Annotated in this window: 18 protein-coding genes; 5 read left to right on the forward strand and 13 right to left on the reverse strand. The window is 72.9% G+C overall.

What is annotated here, in order from left to right:
• Nucleotides 1-74 precede the first annotated feature (74 nt).
• The 5 genes from ACGFYP_RS01915 to ACGFYP_RS01935 form a co-directional block, all read right to left on the reverse strand.
• Complete coding sequence (locus ACGFYP_RS01915; protein ID WP_393485317.1) at nt 75-845, reverse strand: LytR/AlgR family response regulator transcription factor; 771 nt, start codon at nt 843-845, stop codon at nt 75-77.
• A gap of 32 nt (nt 846-877) precedes the next feature.
• On the reverse strand, nt 878-1750 hold the full coding sequence (locus tag ACGFYP_RS01920; protein ID WP_393485318.1) for an Fpg/Nei family DNA glycosylase: 873 nt from the start codon (nt 1748-1750) through the stop codon (nt 878-880).
• 37 nt (nt 1751-1787) lie between these two features.
• Nucleotides 1788-3155: a wax ester/triacylglycerol synthase family O-acyltransferase gene (locus ACGFYP_RS01925; RefSeq protein WP_393485319.1), complete on the reverse strand. Its 1368-nt coding sequence runs from the start codon at nt 3153-3155 to the stop codon at nt 1788-1790.
• A 76-nt stretch (nt 3156-3231) separates the two neighbouring features.
• The gene (locus tag ACGFYP_RS01930; RefSeq protein ID WP_393485320.1) at nt 3232-5337 is read right to left on the reverse strand and encodes a SpoIIE family protein phosphatase; all 2106 of its coding nucleotides are present in this window, start codon (nt 5335-5337) and stop codon (nt 3232-3234) included.
• Between the two features lie 105 nt (nt 5338-5442).
• Nucleotides 5443-6552 carry a DUF6777 domain-containing protein gene (locus tag ACGFYP_RS01935; protein ID WP_393485321.1) on the reverse strand — a complete coding sequence of 370 codons (1110 nt, stop codon included), beginning with the start codon at nt 6550-6552 and terminating at the stop codon, nt 5443-5445.
• A gap of 200 nt (nt 6553-6752) precedes the next feature.
• On the opposite strand from ACGFYP_RS01935, the gene ACGFYP_RS01940 reads away from it, so the two are divergent.
• The 4 genes from ACGFYP_RS01940 to ACGFYP_RS01955 all read left to right on the forward strand — a co-directional run bounded on the left by ACGFYP_RS01940 (nt 6753) and on the right by ACGFYP_RS01955 (nt 9947).
• Nucleotides 6753-7649: a YndJ family protein gene (locus tag ACGFYP_RS01940; RefSeq protein WP_393485322.1), complete on the forward strand. Its 897-nt coding sequence runs from the start codon at nt 6753-6755 to the stop codon at nt 7647-7649.
• A complete protein-coding gene (locus tag ACGFYP_RS01945) occupies nt 7637-8182 on the forward strand; it encodes a DUF1990 family protein (RefSeq protein ID WP_393485323.1) in 546 nt (181 codons plus the stop codon). The genes ACGFYP_RS01940 and ACGFYP_RS01945 overlap by 13 nt, the downstream gene beginning before the upstream one ends.
• A gap of 88 nt (nt 8183-8270) precedes the next feature.
• A complete protein-coding gene (locus ACGFYP_RS01950; RefSeq protein ID WP_361965334.1) occupies nt 8271-8441 on the forward strand; it encodes a hypothetical protein in 171 nt (56 codons plus the stop codon).
• Between the two features lie 33 nt (nt 8442-8474).
• Nucleotides 8475-9947, forward strand: a complete 1473-nt coding sequence (locus ACGFYP_RS01955) for a lipase maturation factor family protein (RefSeq protein ID WP_393485324.1) — start codon at nt 8475-8477, stop codon at nt 9945-9947.
• Between the two features lie 52 nt (nt 9948-9999).
• On the opposite strand, the gene ACGFYP_RS01960 is transcribed toward ACGFYP_RS01955, so the two are convergent.
• From ACGFYP_RS01960 to ACGFYP_RS01970, 3 genes are all read right to left on the reverse strand, one after another.
• The gene (locus tag ACGFYP_RS01960) at nt 10000-10170 is read right to left on the reverse strand and encodes a hypothetical protein (RefSeq protein WP_361965288.1); all 171 of its coding nucleotides are present in this window, start codon (nt 10168-10170) and stop codon (nt 10000-10002) included.
• 258 nt (nt 10171-10428) lie between these two features.
• A complete protein-coding gene (locus ACGFYP_RS01965; RefSeq protein ID WP_393485325.1) occupies nt 10429-11904 on the reverse strand; it encodes an SDR family NAD(P)-dependent oxidoreductase in 1476 nt (491 codons plus the stop codon).
• A gap of 64 nt (nt 11905-11968) precedes the next feature.
• Complete coding sequence (locus ACGFYP_RS01970; protein ID WP_393486005.1) at nt 11969-12712, reverse strand: IucA/IucC family C-terminal-domain containing protein; 744 nt, start codon at nt 12710-12712, stop codon at nt 11969-11971.
• Between the two features lie 289 nt (nt 12713-13001).
• Here ACGFYP_RS01970 and ACGFYP_RS01975 point away from each other — a divergent pair, with 289 nt between their 5' ends.
• Nucleotides 13002-14027, forward strand: coding sequence for a DMT family transporter (locus ACGFYP_RS01975; protein WP_393485326.1), 1026 nt, complete (start codon nt 13002-13004; stop codon nt 14025-14027).
• On the opposite strand, the gene ACGFYP_RS01980 is transcribed toward ACGFYP_RS01975, so the two are convergent.
• The 5 genes from ACGFYP_RS01980 to ACGFYP_RS02000 form a co-directional block, all read right to left on the reverse strand.
• Nucleotides 13908-15188: a transglycosylase family protein gene (locus ACGFYP_RS01980; RefSeq protein WP_393485327.1), complete on the reverse strand. Its 1281-nt coding sequence runs from the start codon at nt 15186-15188 to the stop codon at nt 13908-13910. The two genes, ACGFYP_RS01975 and ACGFYP_RS01980, sit on opposite strands and share 120 nt — an antisense overlap.
• Before the next feature lie 384 nt (nt 15189-15572).
• Entirely contained in the window at nt 15573-16214 is a 642-nt protein-coding gene (locus ACGFYP_RS01985) for an aspartate/glutamate racemase family protein (protein WP_393485328.1), read from the reverse strand.
• Nucleotides 16211-16555, reverse strand: a complete 345-nt coding sequence (locus tag ACGFYP_RS01990) for a GNAT family N-acetyltransferase (protein WP_361965276.1) — start codon at nt 16553-16555, stop codon at nt 16211-16213. The genes ACGFYP_RS01985 and ACGFYP_RS01990 overlap by 4 nt, the downstream gene beginning before the upstream one ends.
• Before the next feature lie 54 nt (nt 16556-16609).
• On the reverse strand, nt 16610-17035 hold the full coding sequence (gene panD, locus ACGFYP_RS01995; RefSeq protein WP_393485329.1) for an aspartate 1-decarboxylase: 426 nt from the start codon (nt 17033-17035) through the stop codon (nt 16610-16612).
• 142 nt (nt 17036-17177) lie between these two features.
• Entirely contained in the window at nt 17178-18728 is a 1551-nt protein-coding gene (locus ACGFYP_RS02000; protein ID WP_393485330.1) for a fused MFS/spermidine synthase, read from the reverse strand.
• Nucleotides 18729-18811 lie beyond the last annotated feature (83 nt).

The following is an 18811-nucleotide window of genomic DNA, read 5'->3' on the forward strand; positions in this document are numbered from 1 at the left end:
TCGCAGGGGTGGGAGAGTGTCCGGAGTCTACGCAGCGGTGTTCACGCACGGTAGGGGCTCCGGCGACCTCCTCCTCACCTGCCCGCGCGGCGCATCAGGAGGTCTCTCAGCTGGCGTGCGTGGCGGCGGCTCACGGCGAGCTCGGTGGTGCCGAGGCGGACGGAGGTGGCGCCGCCGTCGAGCCGGAGTTCGTCGATGCGGGCGAGGGCGACGAGATGGCTGCGGTGGATGCGGACGAAGCCGCGGGCGGCCCAGCGCTCCTCCAGGGTGGAGAGCGGGATGCGGACGAGATGGCTGCCCTCGTCGGTGTGCAGGCGCGCGTAGTCGCCCTGGGCCTCGACGTAGGCGATGTCGTCGACGGCGACGAAGCGCGTGATCCCGCCGAGTTCGACCGGTATGTGCTCGGGCGTCGCGACGGGGCCCGCGGGGGCGGGGGTCACGGGTGCGGCGGTGGCGTGCACCAGTTCGCGGACCCGGCGGACGGCCTCGGCGAGCCGTTCGCGGCGCACCGGCTTCAGGACGTAGTCCACGGCCTTGAGGTCGAAGGCCTGCACGGCGAAGCCCTCGTGCGCGGTGACGAAGACGATCAGCGGCGGCCGGGCGAAGCCCGCGAGCAGCCGGGCGAGGTCGAGCCCGGTGAGCCCGGCCATGTGGATGTCGAGGAAGACGACGTCGATGGCCTCGTCCCCGTCGGGCCCCGCCTCCAGGGCGCGGCCGATCCTGCGCAGGGCCTCGGTGGCGTCGGTGGCACCCTCGGCGCTGCGGATCCGGGGATCGGCACGGAGGAGGTAGAGCAGTTCCCCGAGGGCCGGTGCCTCGTCGTCGACGGCCAGTACGCGCAGCATGCGGCGGAGTCTAAGGGAGGGCCCGGAGGGGGCTACTTCAGGAACTTGGACGTGCGGCGGTCGGCGAGTGGCTTGCCGCCGGTCTGGCAGGTGGGGCAGTACTGGAGGGAGGAGTCGTGGAACGACACCTCCCGGACGGTGTCCCCGCAGACCGGGCAGGGTTCGCCGGTGCGGCCGTGGACGCGCAGGCCGCTCTTCTTCTCGGCCTTGAGCCTGCCCGCCGCGAGGCCGTGGGAGCGTTCGACCGCCTCGCCGAGGGTGGTGCGCATGGCCTCGTAGAGGAGCGTGGTCTCGGCCTCCGTCAGGTTCTGGGTCGGTTTGAAGGGGGACGTCTTCGCCGCGTGGAGGATCTCGTCGCTGTACGCGTTGCCGATGCCCGCGATCAGGCTCTGGTCGCGCAGGGCGCCCTTGATCTGCCGCCGCTCGCCGGCGAGCAGGGCGCGGAAGGCGGCCAGGTCGAAGTCGTCGGCGAGCGGGTCGGGGCCGAGGCGGGCGACGCCGGGCACGTCCCGCGGGTCGTGGACCAGGTGGACGGCGAGGCGCTTGGTGGTGCCGGCCTCGGTGAGGTCGAAGCCGTCGCCGCCGGTGAGCGCGGTCCGCAGGGCCAGCGGCCCCTTGCCGGGGCGCGGCGGCCCCGAGGGCAGCGGGTCCTTCCACTGGAGCCAGCCCGCGCGGGCCAGATGGACCAGGAGGTGGAGGCGGCCCGCCGGTCCTTCGGTGGCGATGTCGAGGAACTTGCCGTGCCGGGCGACATCGGTGACGGTGGCGCCCTCGACGGCGCTCAGGGGCGGGTCGTACGTCTTGAGCACGCTGATCGCGACGGGCAGCGCGCGGGCGATCTCCTTGCCCACGAGATGCTCGTCGAGGAACTCGCGGAGCGCTTCCACCTCGGGCAGTTCGGGCATGGCACCACCCTGCCGCAGCCGTCGTCCGGGCGCGCGCTCAACCGGCCCCGTCGAGGAGGTCGAGTTCGTCGGCGAGGGCGGCGGCCAGCGCGTCGAGGTCGGGGACGGCCTTGCCGTCGGCGACCAGGCCGACGTGGACCTGGCCGCCGTACGGGGACATGGCGACGGCGAGGGACTGGCCCCGGGCGAGCGGGGCCATCGGGAAGAGGGTGCGCAGCGGGGCCCCGCCGAGGGAGAGGGCCGAGCGGGGCAGCGGAACGTTGGTGACCAGGACGTCGAAGAGGAGCCGGGCGGCGCCCCCGGCCAGCGGGGCACCGAAGCGGTGGGCGAGCGGGGGAAGTTGGTCGGCGAGGACGGCGACGGCTCCGGCGCCCCGCAGCGGCCCGTCCGCCTTGTTGCGGTCCATGTCCCGGCGGACGGCGGCGAGCCGGGCGGTGGGGTCGGGCTCGGTGACGGGGAGCGCGAGGAGGTAGGCGGAGAGGCTGTTGCCGGTACCGGCCGGGGCGCCGGGCCGCCGACGTGAGACGGGGACGAGGGCGCGCGGGTCGACGCCGGGGAGCGGTGCGCCGCGCCCGTCGAGCCAGCGGCGCAGGGCCCCTGCGACGACGGCGAGCAGGACGTCGTTGGCGGTGCCGCCCGCGTCGCGGCGGACCCGGTGGACGCGGTCGAGGTCGAGCACGGCCGTGGCGACCCGGCGGGTCCCGCTGGAGTCGGCGGCGAGGGCGGCCGTCGTGGGCCCGTCGAGCCGGCCGGCCCGGGCGACGGAGGCGCCGACCACGGAGGCCCCGACCTCGACGGCCCGGCCGAGGTCGCCGATCCGCTCGCGGGCGGCGCCCATGATCCGGCCGGGGCCGGGGAGCCAGGAGCGCGGCGGTACGGAGCGGGTTCTGCGGCCGCCCGCCGTGCGGCCCGCCCGGCGGGTGACGGCGGCGATCTCGTCGAAGATCCCGGCGCCGATGGCGACGGCCCGCATGCCGTCGGCGAGTGCGTGGTGGAGCTTGACGAGGACGGCGAACGAGCCGTCGGGCGCGCCGGTGAGCAGGTACATCTCCCAGGGCGGCAGCCCGCGTTCGACCGGCCGCTCCATGAGTTCGCCGGCCAGGCGGGCGGTCTCGGCGCCGAAGTCGGCGCCGGGGAGCGCGATCTCCCGCACGTGCCGTCGTACGTCGAACTGCTTGTCCGTGCTCCAGGCGGCGCCGCCCACGGGCAGCAGGACGTCACGGACCCGCATCCGCAGCCGGGGGATCGCGGCGGCGCGGCTTCCGAGGAGCTCCAGGACGGCGGACGGGTCGCCGCCGTCGGGGAGCGGGCCGAAGTGGGCGAGGGCGCCCAGATGCATGGGGTGGTCGGTGGACTCGAGGTGCCAGAAGGCCAGGTCGAGAGGTGCCAGAAGCTCGCTGCTCAAAGGGTCCCCATCAACGGGTGTGGAGCGGGAATCGGGTGGCCGGAAACCGCAGTCAATCGCGTACAATCGGTTACGGTCAAGTACGGTCTGTATACGCGGGGTTAACAATGAACTCGCACCAGACACACTTGCCGCTGCCGCGCGATTCGACGCCCCAGACGTCCGAGAGCCGGTCCACGAGCATCAGGCCCCGGCCCGAGACGCCCGCCTCCCCCGCCTCACGGCGCCGCGGCAGCGCGCTGGAACGGTCCTCCACCTCCACCCGCAGCCGCCGTTCCGGGCCCGCCAGCATCCGCAGGGTCACGATCGCCCCGGCGTCGGTGTGCATCAGCGCGTTGGTGATCAGCTCGTCGGCGACCAGCTCGATCTCGTCGGAGCGCTCCCCCGCGCCCCAGGCCCGTACGGCGGCGCGGATCATGTGCCGCGCGGAGCTGAGCGCCTCCGGGTCGCTCTGTGCCACGTGCTGCTGGAGCCGGCCGCCGGACTGCGGGAAGTACTCGCCCTGCCGCCGCAGCAGCAGGATGGCCACGTCGTCCTCGCCGCCGCGCTCGTCCACGACGTCGCAGAGGTGGTCGGCGAGCTGCTGGAGGTCGCGCGGGCCGCGCCGTACCAGCGAGGAGAGCCACCGCAGCCCCTCGTCGAGGTCCGAGCCCGGCTTCTCCACCAGCCCGTCGGTGTACAGCAGGAGGGTCTGTCCCGGGGACAGCTCCAGCGTGGTCGTGGGGTAGTCGAGGCGGTCGAACTCGGCCGAGAGGCCCAGCGGCAGGCCTCCCTCCACCGGCAGGCGGCGGCAGCTGCCGTCGGTGTCCTGGAGCAGCGGGTCGACGTGCCCGGCGCGGACCACGTGCAGGGCGCCCGTCGTCAGGTCGGCCTCGACGTAGGTGCAGGTGGCGAAGCGCTCGGTGTCGAGTTCATGGAGGAACACGGAGGCCCGGGCCATGACCGTGGCGGGGCTGTGCCCCTCGGCGGCGTAGGCGCGCAGCACGATCCGCAGCTGTCCCATCACCGCCGCCGCGTGGGTGTCGTGGCCCTGTACGTCCCCGATGACGGCGCCGACCCGTCCGCCGGGCAGCGGGATGATGTCGTACCAGTCGCCGCCGATGTCCCGGCCGAGGCGTGCCGAGCGGTACCGGACGGCTATCTGGGCGCCGGGCACGTCGGGGATGCGGCGCGGCAGCATCGCCTGCTGGAGCCCCTCGGCGAGGTCGTGCTCCTGCTCGTAGAGCATGGCGCGCTTGAGGCTCTGCGCGATGCTGCTCCCGAGCGCGACCAGCAGATTGCGCTCGTCGGCGCTGAAGCCGGTCCTGTCGCTGTAGAGCAGGCCGAGCGCGCCGATCGGCCGGGCCTGGGCGATCAGCGGGAGGTAGGCCGCGGAGGTGATGCCGAGGCCGCTGATGTGGGGCCACAGGATCGGGTACGACTCGGCGAAGTCCTTCGGCGACTCGATGAACCGGGGCGTGAGGGTCCGGATCACCTCACCCATCGGGTACGGCTCGTCCACCCGGGTGAATCGCGTGCCGGGGACGAACGCCCCGTCGGGCCCCTCGGCGACGAGGTGGATCCTGCCCGACTCCAGGAGCCCCATGACCAGGCTGGTGGCGCCGAAGTACTCCAGGCCGTGCGAGTCGTTGAGGAGGTCGATGACGTCCTGGACGGTCCGGGCGTGGGCGAGGGCGGCCGTGGTGCTCTCCACGACGCTGGTGCGTTTGCGCCGCCCCTCGTCCAGGCCGAGCCTGGCTGCCTGCTCGGTCACCTCCTCCGAGGCGTCCCTGATGATGCCGATGATGCGGAAGGGGCGGCCGGTGTCGTCGCGCTCGATCCGGCCCTGGGTGTGCGTCCAGCGCGGTGTGCCGTCCCGCAGTCGGACGCGGAAGTACGCGCCGTAGTGGTCGCTGCCGTCCTTCAGCGCGTGGCTGACGAGCGTGTCGAGCCGCCGGCCCTCGTCGGGCGTGACGCGGGTGCCGAGGGTCGTGGGGTCGCCGTCGTACTCCTCGGGGTCCATGTCGAAGACCCGGAGGGCGCCCTCGTCCATGACCATCACTCCGGTGAGCAGGTCCCAGTCGAAGCTGCCCATCCGGAACGCCCGGCCGTAGTCCCGGAGGAAGCAGCACGTCAGGCCCCCTGGACCCGATCCGCAGCGGCAGGGCTCCGCCACCTGGCCTCCCCCGCTTCCCGCGCTCATGGGGCCACGCTAGGCGCAGCCCCGACGGAGCGCACGGCGGAGATCATCGCCCGGAGACCTGCCTCTCGTTCGGATCGTGCCGGGCTCGCGGGCCGAGGAAGGGCCTCAGCCCTCGAAGGTCTCCGGCTGCTCGGGAGCGGTGTCGCTGGGGAAGAGGTCCTCGAAGTCGGGCACGTCCGACTCGGGTGCCGGCTCGGGTGCCGACTCGGGTGCCGGTTCGATCTCCGGCTGGGGTTCGACCGGGGGTTCCGGGGAGGGCGGGGAGGGCGGCTCGCTCCAGGCCGGGGGCGGCGGCGAGCTGTCGCTCTCCGGGGGCGTGGGTGCGGTGGAGTCGCCCGACGGGGGCGAGCTGTCGGGGACCGAGGGGGACGGTACGGGGGTCGGCGTACCGGTGAGGTCGCACGCGGCCGGGTCGCAGGGCGGGATCACGGAGGGACGGGTGTCCCGCTCGCCGTCGGTGCCGGTCTTCCGCTCGATCCAGGTGTTGTCGACGACGTTCACGATGACCAGGCTGGTGACGACCGTGGTCGTCGGCCTGATGACCACGACGCGGTCGGGGTGGTAGCCGCCCCAGGGCTTTCCCTTGTGGGCGGCTCCCTGGACGGTGACCGGTGAGCGCAGCGGGTTCCCGCAGGCGCAGCGGACGCGGGGCGCGCCGTACTGGTCGACGAGGACGGCCGTCCCCGTCTGGAGGACGGACTGGAACGTGGTGGCGCCGCCGTCGCGGTAGCCGTGGCCGGTCGCCCGGGTGTCGGCGCGCAGGACGACGGGGGTGAGGCCGCGCAGCCAGCCGGCGAGGGAGGTCTCGGGGACGCCGGCCGCCTCGGCGAAGGCGCGGGCCTTGGCCCGGTCTCCGGCGAAGAAGGCGACCTGTTGCTCGACGTCGCAGCTGGCGACGGAGCGGGTGCCGCCGTAGAGGCCGGGGGTGGAGCCGGTGACCTCGCGGACGGTCCCCGCGGTGGCGCCGGGCGCGGGGGTCTCGGGCGGGGTGGAGGCGGGCGGGGCGGTCGCCTTGGCGGTGGAGGCGGTGAACGGGTCGGGCCCCTGCGAGGCGACCGGCTGGAGGACGACTTCCTTGGCGGCGGGCGCGGTGGTGGCCCGGTCCGCGCCGTAGTCGCCGCCCCCTTCACCCGACGAGCAGCCCGCCAGCAGCAGCACCGAGGTCAGCGCAACGGCGGCGAGCGCGGTGACGTGGGGCCGTGGTGACCGGGGCATGGGTGAGCGCACGTGGTTCTCCCGCCTCTTCTCCGCCCCGAGTTCCACCCCGAGGCATTCCTTCATGTCTGTCGCACCGCACGAGCCCCCGCAAGCGGGGCGGGGCCGACCGGGCGAGAAAGAGACTTGAACACGTTCAAGGAAGGCCCTACTCTCGGAACCAGCCAGTTTGAACGCGTTCAATCAGAGGGTGGGTGGACATGTCCGCGCTCGTCGCAGCCATCGTGATGCTGGGGATGTTCGTCGTCGTCCCGCTCGGTCTGAGCCTGATCGACGGCCCCCGGCCGCGCGCCCTGCACACGCTCCACCGGCTCTGGCCGCTGTTCGCCCTGCCAGGCGCCGTCAGCCTCTGGCTCCCCCGCTCCCCCACCGCCGCCGCGCTCGCCGCCGTCTACGCGCTCGCCACCCTCGCGCTGGCGCTCTGCGCCCCGGCGCGCCTCGCGGCGCGGCTCCGCCACCGCCCCGCCGAGGGAACCGGACCCCCGGTCCACCCCCTCGCCCCCTCCGAGATCGCCGTGCTCACCGCACTCGCGACCCCGTCGGTGGCCGGCCTCGCCCTCGTCGCCGAACGCGCGGGACACCAGCTCCTCGGCTTCGACCTCGGCATCCTCGCCCTGACCGTCCCGCACTTCCACTTCGCGGGCTTCGCCGCCGCCCTGGTGGCCGGTCTGGTCTGCTGTACGTCCGACGGACCGGGCACCCGCTTCGCCGCGCTCAGCGTCCCGCTCGGCACCCTGCTCGTCCTGCTCGGCTACTTCGTCGACGACTGGGCCGAGCTCGCCGGAGCGGTCGTCCTCACCGCCGGGATGTGGGCCGTCGCCCTGGCGACCTGGCGTGACCTGCGGCCCGACGTGTCGCGGGACCGCGTCACCCGCGCCCTCCTCGCCGTCTCGGCCGTCGTCCTGGTGGCGACCATGCTGCTCGCGCTCAGCTGGGCGCTCGGCGAGGCCACGGGCCTGCCTCACCCGAACCTGACCTGGATGACCGCGACCCACGGTCTCGGCAACGCCCTCGGCTTCGCGCTCTGCTCGCTCCTCGCCCTGCGCCGTCTGCGGGCGACCGCCCCCTCGAAGGAGACCGCACCATGGCCCGTCTGATCCGCGACCTCGCCACCCCCGCCGCCCCCGCGCCGCTGAACTACCGCGAGGTCGGCGCCACCGCCCGCGACCTCCTCCCGGCCGGCTACCACCACCTCCACCACACCGTCCGGGTCGGCCGGGGCCGGGAGACCTTCGAGACCGCGGGGGCGGCCGTCACGACCTGGCGGATGCACCGCTCCTCGGGCGCCCAGCTCCGCAGCCGGGCCGTCCGCGCCGAACCCGGCGCCTTCGTCGAGGTCTCGATGGGCCTCGGCCCCGTCCGCTTCGCCGCGCCCTGCGAGGTGATCTGGACGGCGTACGAGAAGGACCGCACCGGCTTCGCGTACGGCACCCGCGCCGGGCATCCGGAGCGCGGCGAGGAGTCCTTCGTCGTCGACCTCCACCCCGACGGCTCGGTCTGGTTCACGGTCACCGCCTTCAGCCGCCCCGCCCGCTGGTACACGCGACTCGCCGGGCCGCTCGTCCCCGTCCTCCAGCGCGCCTACGCACGCCACCTGGGCCGTACGCTGCGACGCGTCGTCGCGGGATGACGTCCGGGGCGCGTCCGGGACCGCACCCCGGACGACGCCCGGGGTTACGCTCCTTCTGTAGGCAAACGTTCCGACCCAGGAGGCGGCCGTGAGCCAGTCCCAGTACGACATGTACAGCACTCCCTCGCAGGCCGAGGGAGAGCGGCTCGAAGAGGACATGGACGCGCTGCAGCGGGACCATCGGCACCCCGCCACCGAGCGCACCACCCCCTCCCAGGCCGAGGGCCAGCGCGCCCTGGACGAGGACGACAAGGGCTGACGCCCGGTCCGGACGGCGCCGGCACTCGAAGCGATGGAGTGGTTCACCGCACCGGACTACTGGCTGAGCCGGATCGTCTTCCAGCGGGGTCTCGCCGGGCTCTACCTCGTGGCCTTCCTCTCGGCCGCTCTCCAGTTCCGGGCCCTGATCGGCGAGCGCGGCATGCTCCCCGTACCGGAGTATCTGCGCCGGGTGGAGCCGCGCCGGGCCCCCAGCCTCTTCCACTGGCACTACTCGGACCGGCTGTTCGCGACGGTCTCCTGGAGCGGCGCCGCACTGGCGCTCGCCCTGGTGGCGGGCGCGGGGGACGCGGTGCCGCTCGCGGTCTCGATGGTGTGGTGGGCGGTGCTCTGGGCGCTGTACCTGTCGATCGTGAACGTCGGGCAGACCTGGTACGGATTCGGCTGGGAGTCGCTGCTCCTGGAGGCCGGTTTCCTCGCGGTCTTCCTCGGCAACGACGACACCGCGCCGCCCGTCCTCGTCCTGTGGCTGCTGCGCTGGCTGCTCTTCCGGGTCGAGTTCGGTGCCGGGCTCATCAAGATCCGCGGTGACCGCTGCTGGCGGAACCTGACCTGCCTCTACTTCCACCACGAGACCCAGCCGATGCCCGGCCCGCTCAGCTGGTTCTTCCACCGTCTGCCGCGCCCGCTGCACCGGGTCGAGGTGGCGGCCAACCACGTCGTCCAACTCCTGGTCCCGGTGCTCCTGTTCACTCCGCAGCCGGTGGCGACGGTGGCCGCGGGTCTGATGGTCGCGACCCAGCTCTGGCTGGTGCTCTCGGGGAACTTCGCCTGGCTGAACTGGCTGACGATCGTCCTCGCGCTCTCCGCCATGGACGGCTCGCTCGTCGTCGGCGAGCACCCGCAGCCCGACCCGCCGCTCTGGTTCGTGGTCGTGGTCGTCGCCGTGACGGCCCTGGTCCTGTTCCGCAGCTACCGACCGGTCCGCAACCTGCTCTCGCGGCGCCAGGCGATGAACCGCTCGTACGACCCGTTCCACCTGGTCAACACGTACGGCGCGTTCGGCACGGTCGGCCGGATCCGGGACGAGATCGTGGTCGAGGGCACCGACGACCCGGTCCCGCACGCGGACTCGGTGTGGAAGGAGTACGGCTTCAAGGGCAAGCCCGGCGATCCGCGCCGGCTTCCGCGCCAGTTCGCCCCGTACCATCTGCGGCTGGACTGGCTGATGTGGTTCGCGGCGCTCTCCCCCGCGTACGCGCGCGACTGGTTCGGGCCGTTCGTCGAGCGGCTGCTCGAAGGCGACCGGGACACCCTGCGGCTGCTGCGCCACAACCCCTTCCCCGACGCGCCCCCGGCCCTCGTCCGGGCCCGCCTCTACCGCTACCGGTACACGACCTGGCGCGAGCTGCGGGAGACGGGGGCGTGGTGGCATCGGACGCTGGTACGGGAGTACCTGCCGCCGGTCGGCCTGGGTGCCCCTGGGCGGACGGCCTCCGGACATACCCGTGCCCCCGGGCGCGGGGGCGGCCGGGGGCACGGGTGAAGCGGTACGACTCGTACCTGGGAAGACCTGAGGTCGGTCGATACCCGGAAGGTCAGTCGATACCCGGCAGGATGTGGGGCTCCGCGAGGTCGTCCTCGTAGCCCGCCAGCCGGATCGGAGCCGCATGGGCCCACACGTCCAGGCTTCCCAGCTCGCCGGAGCGGTGGGGCCGCTCCGGACGTTCGGCCGGTCGCTGTTCCTGCTTCGTCAGTTCTGGTGTCACCGCGCACTCCCTTGTGTCGCGTACCTATGAGACATGGCCGTTCGGTCGCGGTGGCGCCGTTCTTCGGGCGGGACCGCGGCCTTGGTGGCAGGCCAGTCCCCAGGCCGTCCGTGAGGGTTTGGTGAAACCCTGGTGGCCGACCGTGGACATCAGACTAACCAAATGAGCGCGCCAGCGCTCTATGGGGCTCGGAAGTGTGACGCGATCGAGTGAATTTCGGACACGCGAGCGGTTTTGACCGGGCGATCCGCGGGGCGACTACCAGTTGCCGGGCTTGTAGTCCTTGAGGAAGCAGCCGTACAGGTCCTCGCCCGCCTCGCCGCGCACGACGGGGTCGTAGACGCGGGCCGCGCCGTCGACCAGGTCGAGCGGGGCGTGGAAGCCCTCCTCCGCCAGGCGCAGCTTGTCGAAGTGGGGACGCTCGTCGGTGATCCAGCCGGTGTCGACCGAGGTCATCAGGATGCCGTCGGCCTGGAACATCTCCTGGGCGCTGGTCCGCGTCACCATGTTCATCGCCGCCTTCGCGGCGTTGGTGTTCGGGTGTCCCGCGCCCTTGTAGCCCCGGCCGAAGACGCCCTCCATCGCCGAGACGTTGACGATGTAGGCCCGCCCGCTGGACGCCTTCTTCGCGGCGTCGGCCATCACCGGCCGCAGCGCGCTGATCAGGATGAACGGCGAGGTGTAGTTGCACAGCTGGGTCTCGAGCAGCTCCACCGGGGAGATCTGGTCGATCGTCTGCACCCAGGTGTTGCTCTCGACGACGTCGGGGACGAGCCCGCCCGCGTCGATGGCGCTGCCGTCACGGTGGCGCTCGACGCTGGCGTTGCCCGCGACCAGGGCGAGGTCGGCGACCTTCTGCGCGTCCAGGCCGCTCACGCCGACGGGCAGCGCCGCCAGACCGTCGACCGCGCCGGAGTTGAAGGCACCGATGACGTGGTGCGCGGGGAGCTCGCCCGCGGGCAGCGGCGCACTCTCGCCCTCGACGAGGGCGGCGTACGCGGAGGGCAGCCGGCGCACGGTCTGCGTCGCGTTGTTGATGAGGATGTCCAGCGGGCCGCGCTCGGCGACCTGCTCGGCCAGGGCGACCGCCTGCGCGGGGTCGCGCAGGTCGATGCCGACGACCTCGAGACGGTGCATCCAGTCCGCCGAGTCCTCCATCGCCTTGAAGCGGCGGATGGCGTCCTTGGGGAAGCGGGTGGTGATCGTGGTGTGGGCACCGTCGCGCAGCAGCCGCAGCGCGATGTACATACCGATCTTGGCCCGGCCGCCGGTGAGCAGCGCACGCTTGCCGGTGAGGTCGGCGCGGACGTCGCGCCGGAAGCGGTTCTCGGCGGCGCACGGCTGGCAGAGCTGGTGGTAGAAGTAGTCGACCTCGACGTACCGCGTCTTGCAGATGTAGCAGGACCGGGGGCGCTGGAGTATCCCGGCGATCCGGCCGGCCTCGGTGACCGACGAGGGCAGGAGGCCCTCGGTCTCGTCGTCGATGCGCTGCGCGGAGCCGGTGGCGGTCGACTCGGTGACCGCCTTGTCGTTCGCCGTCTTCGCGGCCCGGCGCTCCTGGCGGCGGCGCTGCTTCACCGTGCGGTAGACACCGGCGGTGGCGCGTCGGACGAGGATCGCGTCGGGGTGGTCGACGTCGAGCTTGTCGAGTTCGTCGAGCACGCTCAGGCAGACGGCCAGGCGATCGGGGTCGATACCCGGCCCGTACCCCTGGGTTTCTTCGGTCACCGTCATGGCCTCTGCCGTCCTCGATCGCTGGTCGTCGTCCGGCCGTTCCGGTCGCCCCAAAAGGAGAAGTTTACGGAGCGGGACGTCGTGTCTCCAAACCCGTGGGCCGTGCGCTCGCGGGCGGGTGGTCGAAGACACAGTCACCGCACAGTCCGCCGCTCGGGCAGCGGTAGTAGAGGCAGCAGCTGGTACGGCGGAGGGCGGGGCCCTCCACGGTGCGGGCGAGGTCGGGGTGGGCGAAGAGCCCTGAGACCAGTTCGGCGGCGCGGGCGGCGACCTCGGGCCGGTCCTGCGCCCGGGCCCAGCGGGTGAGCTCGCGCAGCGCTCCGGCGAGGGCCGAGCCGGCGTTCCCCCACAGCAGCCGGGGTGAGATCCGCCCGTCGCGGCGGAAGGCCTCGTGCAGCGGGACGAGGTGGGCGACCTGGACGGCCTCGCGGAGGTCGTCCACGGTGGCGGGGCGGGTCGCCGAGCCCGCCCACCACAGGTCGTCGGGCGAGCTCAGTGCGCCGTCCCAGTACAGGTCGGCCGGGTCGAGATCGGGGAACCGGCCGAAGAGCGCGGCCGGGCCGAGCGCGATCGACCAGAGCCGGGCCGCGAGTCCGAGGTGCGCGATCGAGGCGGCGACCCGCCGCTCGGGCGCACCGAGGCGGTCCCCGACCCGGTCGACGCGGGCGGTGAGGGGCGCGAGACCGCCGCGCCCGCTCTCCACCGCGTAGAGGTGTGCGAGCGGCAGGTGTGCGCCGATCGTCTCCGACGGCGCGGCCGTCCGCAGGGCGAAGAACCCGCCCACGGAACCGCTCTTCACGAGATCCACGAGATCCATCGCCTCCTCTTCCTTCTGGATGATCACCGTAACGCTCCGCACACCGGGCCAATGTGGCCCGGACAGGGCGGCGACTGGCTCGGGATCGAACGTACGTCGGGGCCCGATCATGGCCGCCCGCTTCGACCCGGATACCGGAAAAGTTCGCATTACACCCCTCCTGACCTGCGCGGCCGTACATCCTGAGGCGTACGGCACGGTCCCGTACTGCGGCGGCAGTACGTCCGAAGGCGACCCAGGTACGACGACGTGAACGGCCGGAAGAGAGATCGTTGTAGGTATGAGCCCCCTCCTGCTGTCCGTGCTCCTGTCACTGGTCTCGGCGGTCGCCTACGCGGCCGCGGCGATCGTGCAGGAGCGGGTCGCGGCCTCCGCCGCCGGACTCACGTACGCACCGATGCACAGCCCGGCCTGGTGGGGGTCCGTGCTGCTCAACGGTCTCGGGGCGGCGCTGCACGTGGCCGCGCTCGCCTACGGCCCGCTCAGCCTGGTCCAGCCGCTGGGTGCGCTCACCATCGTCTTCGCGCTGCCCATGGCGGCCCTCTTCGTCGGCCGCAAGGCCGGCCGCACGGCCTGGCGCGGCGCGCTGATGGCCACGGTGGGCCTCGCCGGGCTGCTCAGCCTGACGGGCGGCGCCGACACGCAGTCCCTGGCGGACGCGGAGCGCTGGCTGCTCGCAGCGGGAACGTTCGGTCTGGTGGCGGTGCTCTTCGTGGCCTCGCACCTGGTGGGCCGCCCGGTGCTGCGCAGCATCGGCCTGGCGGCAGCGGCGGGCGTCGCCTTCGGGATCGCCTCGGTCTTCACCAAGACCGTGGCGGTGGAGTGGACGGCGAGTGCCCCGCTCGCCCAGTGGCCGAGCCTGCTGGTCCTCTCGGCCCTCGCCGTGACCGGGCTCCTGCTCTCCCAGGCCTCCTACCGGGGCGCGGGCCTCGCGGCCCCGCTGGCGACGGTCACGGTCGTCAACCCGGTGGTGGCCGCGACGGTCGGTCTCACCCTGTTCGGCGAGACCTTCCGCTACGGCGCGGCCGGCACCGTCGCGGCGCTGATCTGCGGCGCGGTGGCGGCCCTCGGCATCGTCCAGCTCACGGTGGAGCGGCTGACGGGCCCGTCGGACGCGCTGTCGGTGTCAGATACGGCGGTGCCCGATGCGTCGGCCCTCGATACGTCCGTGCCCGATGCGTCGGTGTCAGATCGAGACGCCTCGCGCACGCAGGTAGGCGAGGGGGTCGATGTCGGAGCCGTATCCGGGCCCCGTGCGCACCTCGAAGTGCAGGTGCGGCCCCGAGCTGTTGCCGGTCGATCCTGAACGGGCGATGCGCTGCCCGCCGTTGACCCGCTGTCCCTCACGCACGGTGAGCGCGGAGAGGTGCGCGTACTGGCTGTAGCGCCCGTCGTCGTGCCGGATGACGACCTCGTAGCCGTACGCCCCACCCCACCCGGCGGAGACGACCTTGCCGGGGGCGACGGCCTTGACGGACGTACCGGTGGGCACCGGGAAGTCGACGCCCGTGTGGTAGCCGCTGGACCAGGAGGAGCCGGAGACGCGGTAGCGGGTGCCGATCGAGGCGGAGACGGGGGCGGAGAAGCTGTCGGAGCGGGCCTCGGGCTTGGCGGCGGGCTTGGTGACGGGCTTGGTGACGGGCTTCGTCCTGGTGGCCGGGGCCTTGGTGGCGGGGGCTTTCGGAGCCGGAGCCTTGGTCGCGGGGGCCTTCGTGACCGGGGCCTTGGTGACCGGGGGTTTCGTGGCCGGAGCCTTCGTGGCCGGGGGCTTCGTCTTGGGGGTGGTCGTGCTCGGAGGAGTGGTGGTCGCCGAGGGCTTCTTCGGGGCGGCGATCCGGAGGGTCAGCTTCTGGCCCGGGCGGATCAGGTCGGGGTCGTCACCGACGACGGTGCGGTTCGCCTCGTACAGCCGCTGCCAGCCGCCCTTCACCCGCTCCTCGCGGGCGATGCGGGAGAGCGAGTCGCCCGGGGTGACCGTGTACATCTCGCGGACCTGCGGCACGGTGGTCGGTGTCGCCTGGCCGGCCGGGGTCTGGGTGGGGGCGGACCGCTGCCGGGGCAGGGAGGCGGGCGCGACGCCCGTGTTGCCCTGCTGGGTGAGCCCGGCACGCTTCGAGCAGGTCGGCCAGGCTTCCGGGCCCTGACCCTTGAGGACCTTCTCCGCGACGGCGATCTGCTGGTCCTTGGAGGCGAGGTCGGCGCGCGGCGCGTAGTGCGTACCCCCGTACCGCTCCCAGGTGGACTGGCTGAACTGGAGCCCGCCGAAGTAGCCGTTGCCGGTGTTGATGCGCCAGTTGGAGGAGGACTCGCAGGCCGCGACCTTCTCCCAGACGTCGAGGGAGGCGGCTTGGGCCGCCCCGGCGCCGACGAGCGGAAGTGCGATACCGGCGCCGCCCGCCGTCACGGTGAGCGAGGCCCGGTTGATCCGGCTCGGCTGGTAGCGGCGGTGTCGTCCCCGTAAGGCCATGGCCCCCCCTTGAGCGCGTGCGCTGAACGCATCAGCAGTCGCCCAAGGTAGGGGAAGGTCACAGGCGGTGACAAGGGTTCAGGGTGCGTTCGGGGGCGCGTTCGGGGCTCGTTCAGCGCCCTGCGGGCCCGGGTTGGGGCTGGGGCTCGGGGTCCGGGAGCGGCGCGGGGGCCGGCGGCTCGGGCACCGGGTTGGGCGGCGGTACGGGAGGCGGTTCGGGCACCGGCGCCGGCGGGGCGGGCGGCGGTCCAGGCGCCGGGATCGGCCCGGGCGGTACGGGATCGGGGAACGGGTGGGTCATGGCGGGTCGGGCCTCTCGGTCGACGACGGTGCCGTACGGCTACAGGCTCTCCCGGAGCGTCTGCCCGCGCCCGCCGGGGCCATTCATCCGTGGCCGCGCACCGCGCTCGCGGCGGCCCCTAGCCCGAGGCGGGGGCTGGAGAGGACGGGCAGCGGGGTGGTGGCCCGTTCGGCGGCGTCCGCCATGGACGCCTGGGCCAGGACGACGACACCGCCCGCGGTGGGGTCGATGCCGTCCACGGCCGCGGCGACGGCGTCCAGATAGCCGTCGTGGTCGCATGCGAGGAAGCGGTCCCAGGCGCCGTCCACGACCAAGGTGGTGACGGTCGGGGCCCGCTCCCCCGACTCTTCCCGGAGCAGGTCGAGCGTGGGCGCGAGGGTGGACTCGACGGTCGCGACGACCACGATCCTCTCGGCGCGGACGGCCTCGGCCGCCATCGGCCGGTCGACCCGAACGACAGGCACGCGCAGCTCGGCGGCGTGGCGTTCGGCGACGGCGCCGATGGTCGAGCAGGTGCAGAGGACAGCGGTGGCGCCGTCCGCGACGACCTCGGCGAGGAGGTCACGGACGGCGTCGGCCACGGCTTCCGGGCCCTCGGCCCGTGCCCGTACGAGCAGGTCCTCGGCGACGACGTGCCGCAGGTCGAGACCGGGGTGGTGGCGGTCGCGGAGCCCGTCGAAGACGGGCACGTGGACCGCGGAGGTGTGCAGGAGACCGAGGCTCACCACAGCTCGGGGGTGGCCTTGAGCTGGAGCTTGGCCGCGCGGACGACGTCCTCGGGCGGGACGGGCGCCTCGTCGGGGTGCTTCTCGGCCCACTTGGCGGCGTAGGGGCAGAGGGGCACGACGGGGACGCCTTCGCGGGCGGCGATGGCGTAGAACTCCCGTACGAGGGACCCGGCGATGCCCTTTCCTTCGTTGCCCTCCTCGACGACCGTGTGCACGGCCACGAGGGCGTGGGGCTCGGCGTCGAGGGCGAAGTAGACGACGACACCGACGTAGCGGCCGTCCTCGAACGCCTCCAGACGCCCCTTCTCCCGGTCGTCGCGGATCTCAAGGTCGGCCATGCGGAACCTCTCCCTCGGTACGGTCGTCGGTCGGTCGGCCGGTGAGTCGGTCGGTCAGGCGCCCGCGGCCACGGCGTGCGGGGCACGCAGGGTGTCGGTCCCGGGCACGGGCGCGGAGGCGTCGTCCCCGAGTTCGACGATCCGGTTGTCCGCGTCCACATGCACCACGCGCGGCACGAGCGCCCGGGCCTCGGCGTCCTCGACCTGGGCGTAACTGATGAGAATCACCAGGTCCCCGGGGTGCACCAGATGCGCGGCGGCACCGTTGATCCCGATCACCCCGGAGCCCCGCTCCCCCTCGATGACGTACGTCTCGAGCCGGGCGCCGTTGTCGATGTCGACGATGTGCACCAGCTCCCCGGGCAGCAGATCGGCCGCCTCCATGAGGTCGGCGTCGACGGTCACGGATCCGACGTAGTGCAGATCGGCCTGGGTGACGGTGGCACGGTGGATCTTGGACTTCATGAGAGTGCGCAGCACTTTGGACTCCTGGAAGACGGCTCCCCGCCGGCTTTTTGCAGGTCAGGGGCGGCCTTCACTGTACATCGGGACGCCTTCGAATCGAAGACCTGTCTGCGTCCACCCGCGGCGCATGCCGGGTCGCAGGGTGTCGGAGGGGTGTCTATCGCTTGCCGCTGCGAGGGGTGTAGGGCTGGAGGAGCTGGTCGACGGGGGCGTAGTCGTCCGTGAGTCGTCGAGCGTCGCCGACCCAGGAGGTCAGGTCGTCGCCGGTGGCGATCTTCCAGCCGGTCTGCCGGGCGTCCAACCCTTCCTGGGTCGCGCGCAGGTCGACCGGTCGGTCGGAGGCGAGCACGATCAGATTGCCGCCCTTGGAGGTGGCGGTCGGGTCGAGGCCGATGTCGGCGGGTTTGCCGACGACGGCGACGTGCTCGAAGGTCGCGCTGAGGGTGGCCACTTCGGCACGTGCGAAGGCCAGAGCGCCGTGATCGATGAGGTTGGCGACGTACAGCCCGTCCTCGTCGAGGACCCGCCGTACCTCAGCCATCGCTTCCGCCGTGGTGAGGTGCCACGGCACGCTGACGCCCCCGAAGGCGTCGCCGACGACGAGGTCTCGGCTGGCGGCGTCCAGTCGCCGCAGTCCGAGCCTGCCGTCCTCGACCCGTACGTCGATGCCGCCTTGTGGTTTCAACCCCAGGTCGTCGCGGTCGATGCCCACGACCCCGCCGTCGATCTCGGACACCAGGCTGTGCGTTCCGGGCCGCGTAGCCGCGAGGTACCGGGGAAAGGTGAGCCCACCGCCGCCCACGTGGTGGGCGGAGAGCGGCTCACCTTCCGGGAAGGCGGAATCGACGACCGCCGCGATGGCGCGCACGTACTCGAACTCGAGGTGGGTCGGGTCCCCCATGTCGACATACGAGTGCAACACGCCGTCCAGCACGAGTGTCCGGCCGCCGCTCCGATCGGGGTCCGCGACGACCCGTGCGCAGTGGTACCTGGTCTCCGTGTCACAGCCACCGGGCGCGACCGTGGTGGCGAGGCCGCCGGCCACGACCGCGAGGGCCAGGGCAGGCGTGCCCTTCCAGCCGCGCGTACGCCACTCGACCAGCGCCGCGCCCACGACCAGGAGCGTTCCCAGGCCGATCAGGATGCCGCTGACCGGCAACCGCGCGACGAGGACGAAGCCGGTGAGGACCGTACCGACGATGGCGCCGAGGGTGCCGACGCCTGAGAGTCGACCGACGACCGTCCCGGTCTGAGCGAGGCTGGTCAGACGCAGCTTGGTCACGATCGGCGTCACGGCCGAGAGGAGCCCGCCGGGCACGAGGATGGTCAGCATCGCGGTCAACAGGAGCAGCGTCGGCGACCATTCCGCAGTGGTGCGCAGCGCGGCGGGGGTGAGCGCGACGACCACTCCCGACACCCCGAGCGAGGGGCCGATGAGCCTGCGCGGATCGATCTGGTCGGCGAAATGTCCACCCAGCCAGGAGCCGGCGGCGATGGCGGTGAGGGCGATACCGATCACCAAGGTGCTGGTCTCGAGGGTGAGGCCGAGGTAGGGAGCCAGGAGCCGCAGAGCGACGATCTCCACGACCAGGACCGCGGCGGACGTCCCGAACACGAGCACGGCAGCGGTACGGGGGCCCATGCCGTGGGAGGCGCGAGGGGTGCCGTCGGCGACGGGCTCGGAGGACAGTTCAGTCACGATCGACATCCTGGCACAGGGTTCAACTGCCGCTTCGGCCAGACCGGATGGAACGACCCCTTGGACGCCCTCGGAAGATCGTGCTCACCGTT

The sequence above is a fragment of the Streptomyces sp. NPDC048370 genome, from assembly GCF_043200825.1.
Taxonomy (GTDB): Bacteria; Actinomycetota; Actinomycetes; order Streptomycetales; family Streptomycetaceae; genus Streptomyces.